The organism is Reyranella soli (genome assembly GCF_007992495.1).
GTDB lineage: Bacteria > Pseudomonadota > Alphaproteobacteria > Reyranellales > Reyranellaceae > Reyranella > Reyranella soli.
Map to the genome: position 1 here is coordinate 1 of NZ_BKAJ01000006.1, position 4587 is coordinate 4587.

The window sequence follows — 4587 nt, forward strand, 5'->3', positions numbered from 1 at the left end:
GCTCTTGAATCATGAGCGAGCCGGAGGCTCGCGGTCCGGAAGACGATGAGCGGGCGGGAGCCCGCGGTCCGCGCTGCGCTGGATGAGAGTTACGCCGTCGGCGACACATCACAGACAAAGGGCGCGAAGATGGCGATGCCGGGCCGTTTGGCTTAGGCTTTGCCGGCCGTCAAATGGGGTCAAACGTATGAAACGGTCAAGATTCGGCATTGCGGCCATGGTCGGCGGCTTCGTCGGCGAATGGGCTTGCGCGGCGGCCGCCCAATCGGCTTATGCCGCCGACAGTGCCTTCCTCAAGGTCCTGACCGAGCGGGTGGATTTCACCGTCCAGCAGATCCCCGCCCTGGGCCGGCATCTGTGGCAGCTGCCCAGTATCATCGACGGTCGCACGGCCCTGCTGCTGCTGGGCATCGTGGTCGCAGGCCTGGCGGCCGAAGTCGTCGCCCGCCTGTTGCTGAGCCGCCTGCGGGTCCGGACCATCGACCGTCTGGTCGGCCATTCGCCGCTTCGCGCTTTCGGGGCAGCCCTGATGCTCGACATCGTCGCCCTTGTGGCGCTGTTCATCGCCGGCCGCGTCGTGCTGTCCCGCATGGGAGATCCCCAGAGCATCGGCCATCTGCTCGGCCAGCAGGTCTTCCAGGCACTGTTCTACTGGCGCGCCTTCAACCTCCTGTTCCGTGCCTTCCTGCGGCCGGCAACGCCGGAAGGCCGCATCGCCCCGGTCGACGATGCGACCGCGCGCAGCCTTCTGATCGCGCTCAACTGGGTGGTCGTCCTGCCGCTGATCGCCAACCATCTCGGCCGCGCCCTGCTGAACACCGGCGCTCCGAAGGAGGTCGTGAGCGCCGCCATCATCCTCTACGCGCCGCTGATCGCGGCCTGCCTGCTGTGGGTGGTCTGGCACTGGCACAAGGAGATGGCGGCCTGGCTGTCGGCGATGGTGTCCGATCGCAAGGTCGGCCGCCAGCTCAAGCTCGACGCAGCGCACCGCTGGTGGATGTTCGGCCTGGCCTTCTACGCCGCCATGGGCGCGGCGGCCGTCTATGCCGCCCTGACCGAGAGTGGCACCGCCGCGCGCGGCCTGGGCATGATCGAAACGACGCTGCTGGTGCTGCTGCTGTTCGAGACGCTGATGCATCGCGTCACCCGCCACATCGTCTCGGAGCTGCCGATGGCGGGCGACGTCGTCGCCGACTGCCTGCGCCTGATCGCGCGGCTCTACGCCATCATCCTGATCGCCGACGCCCTGATGGTGAGGGTGCTGGGCGCCATGACCGCCGACGAATGGGTCGCGCACGATCGCGGCGCCAAGATCGCGGCGATCTCCCTGGTGGCGATCTACGCCTTCTGGCGGTTCCTGCGCTTCCGCATGGATTCCTACATCGCCGCCAACCCCCTGCCGTCGGCCGATGCCGCGGCCGACTCCGAGGACGACGTCAAGGTGGCGGCCTCACGGCTGCGCACCCTGATGCCGCTGCTGCGCGCCATGGCCGGCTCGGTCATCCTGGTGGTCGGCGGTCTGCTGGTGCTGTCGGAGCTCGGCGTCAACATCACGCCGCTGATCGCCGGCGCTTCGGTGTTCGGCCTCGCCGTGTCGTTCGGCAGCCAGTCTCTGGTGCGCGACGTCGTCTCCGGCATCTTCTTCCTGGCCGAGGATGCATTCCGCATCGGCGAGTATGTCGACTGCAGCAAGGTTAAGGGCACGGTCGAGGGTTTCAGCGTGCGCTGCCTGAAGCTGCGTCACCAGAACGGCCAGCTCCATATCGTACCGTTCGGCCAGGTCATGCACATCACCAACTTCAGCCGCGACTGGACGGTGGTGAAGTTCAACCTCGCCTTCGCCCCGGGTACCGACGTCGAGCTGCTGCGCAAGACGGTGAAGAAGATCGGCACCGACATGATGGAGGAACCGGCCTTCAAGCCGATCCTGATGCAGCCGCTCAAGATGCAGGGCGTGGTCGACATCAAGGACTCCTCGCTGATCGTGCGCTTCAAGTTCATGGCCCGGCCCAAGAATCCCAGCGCCATCCAGCGCATGGGAGTGCGCCGCATGTACGAGCAGCTGCCCAAGGTCGGCATCCAGTTCGCCACGCCGACCATGCCATTCACCATCCCGGGCATGGTGCCCGTGGCGACTGCAACGACGATAACGCCGTCAGCGGCCGCGCCTGCGGCCGCCGCGCCGCCGGCGGAGGCCCCGCCGGCGCCGGCCAAAGCCGCGGAGTAGGCGGGACCGGCTCCAGCCGCTATGATCGCAGGGTAAGCTCCGCCTCGGGTTCAGGCCCGAGGGGCGGGGCTCCCTTTTACTCGTCTCATGGGAGAAGCATCATGGAGAAGCGCAAGCTCGGTCGGTCGAGCATCGAATTCGCCCCTCTCGTCTTCGGCGGCAACGTGCTCGGCTGGACGGCCGATGAGGCCACGTCGCACAAGCTGCTCGATGCCTTCGTCGACGCGGGCTACTCGTTCATCGACACAGCAGACGTCTATTCGCGCTGGGCGCCCGGCCACAAGGGCGGCGAATCGGAGGTCGTGATCGGCAGCTGGTTCCGTAAGGATCCCGCCAAGCGCAACAAGGTCCAGGTCGCCACCAAGTGCGGCATGGAGATGCCGAACGAAGGGCAGGGCCTGTCGCGCGCGCACATCAAGAAGTCGGTCGATGCCTCGCTGAAGCGCCTCAACACCGACTACGTCGATCTCTTCCAGTCGCATCGCGACGACAAGGACACGCCGCAGGAGGAGACTCTCTCGACCTACGACGAGCTCATCAAGGCGGGCAAGATCCGCTATATCGGCGCGTCCAACTTCGAGGCGCCGCGCCTTGCCGAGGCGGCCAAGATCTCGAAGGAAAAGGGCCTGCCGGCCTATGTCAGCCTGCAGCCGCATTACAATCTCCTGGAGCGCCCGCTGTTCGAGGGCCCGCTCGAGCAGGAGTGCGTCAAGGAAGGGCTGGGCGTGATCCCGTACTGGCCGCTGGCCGCCGGGTTCCTGAGCGGCAAGTACCGGTCGGAGGCCGATCTCGGCAAGAGCCCGCGCGGGCAGGGCGTCAAGAAGTACCTCAACGACAAGGGCATCGCCGTCCTGAACGCGCTCGATGCGGCAGCCAAGAAGCACAACACCACCAACGTCACCGTGGCGCTGGCCTGGATCATGCAGCGCAAGTCGATCACCGCGCCGATCGCCAGCGCCACCAGCCTCGAGCAGCTCAAGGACCTGTTTGCCGCCGGCGCACTCAAGCTCGATGCCGAATCGGTGGCGGCCCTCGACAAGGCCAGCGCCTGACGGTCCAGGTCGAGGACCTCAGCCTCCTCCCCCGTCATACCAGGGCTATCGCATGTGGCCCATTTTGCGGGGCTTGGCGAAAGGTTGGAATCCGCCGAGCTGTGCCAGCGCAATTTCGGAATCCGCCGGCCGCCCTTGGTGCACGATCGGAATCCGAAAACGCCACATGCGATTGCCCTGCCCGTCATACGGGGGAGGGTAGGGAGGGGGCGAGCCTCAGTCGTGGTGCCGCGCCTTTTCAGATCATGATCTGAAAACTCAGAAGCCATCTTTGCCGCTTTCCCCCTCCCTACCCTCCCCCGTATGACCCCGTATGACGGGGGAGGAAGGATGAGGCGAACGTGGTAGAATTTCCCCATGCTCGTCTTCCGCCAGCTCTTCGATCCGACCTCCTCGACCTACACCTACCTGCTGGGCTGCTCGGCGACGCGTGAGGCGTTGCTGATCGATCCGGTGTTCGAGCAGGTCCGCCGCGACGCGGCACTGATCGGCGAGCTGGGGCTGAAACTGCTGTGGACGCTGGACACCCACGTCCATGCCGACCATGTGACCGGGGCCTGGCTCCTCAAGCAGAAGCTCGGCAGCGGCATCGCCCTCTCGGCAGCGGCCGGCGCCGCCGGCGCCGATCGCCAGCTGGCCGATGGCGACCGCATCGAGTTCGGCCGCCGTTCGCTGGAAGTGCGCGCCACGCCCGGTCACACCAGCGGCTGCGTCACCTACGTGCTCGATGACGAGAGCATGGCCTTCACCGGCGACTGCATCATGATCCGCGGCTCGGGCCGCACCGATTTCCAGCAGGGCGATCCGCGCGCGCTCTACCGATCGGTGCGATCGCGCATCTTCTCGCTGCCGGAGAGCTGCCTGCTCTATCCGGCGCACGACTATCGCGGACTCACCGCCACCAGCGTCGCCGAGGAGAAGAAGTTCAATCCGCGGCTCGGCGGCGAGGTCGGCGAGGGCGACTATGTCGGCTACATGAAGAACCTCGACCTGCCGCACCCCAAGAAGATCGACGAGGCGGTGCCGGCCAACCTGCGTTGTGGCCAGCCCGGCAACGAGGCCGGCGCACCACCCGATCCGCAATGGGCGCCCTTGCGCTTCACCTTCGGCGGCGTCTGGGAGGTCGAGCCGCACTGGCTGGAGGAGAACCTCGGCAAGGTGCAGGTGCTGGACGTGCGCGAGCCCAACGAGTTCACCGGGCCCTTGGGTCACATCCGCGGCGCCACGCTGCTGCCGCTGGGCGAGCTCGCCCAGCGTGCCAGGGAGCTGCCCAAGGACAAGCCGATCGTCGCGGTGTGCCGCGCCGGC

The 4587-nt window shown here is 66.8% G+C and carries 3 protein-coding genes; all 3 read left to right on the plus strand.

The features are described from left to right. The first annotated feature begins 187 nt into the window (after nt 1-187). Entirely contained in the window at nt 188-2227 is a 2040-nt protein-coding gene (locus tag RSO01_RS47065) for a mechanosensitive ion channel family protein (protein WP_170302800.1), read from the plus strand. Nucleotides 2228-2328: 101 nt separating this feature from the next. Beyond that, entirely contained in the window at nt 2329-3279 is a 951-nt protein-coding gene (locus tag RSO01_RS02315) for an aldo/keto reductase (protein ID WP_147145782.1), read from the plus strand. 357 nt (nt 3280-3636) lie between these two features. Next, on the plus strand, nt 3637-4587 hold a 951-nt coding region (locus RSO01_RS02320), incomplete at its 3' end, for an MBL fold metallo-hydrolase (protein ID WP_147145783.1).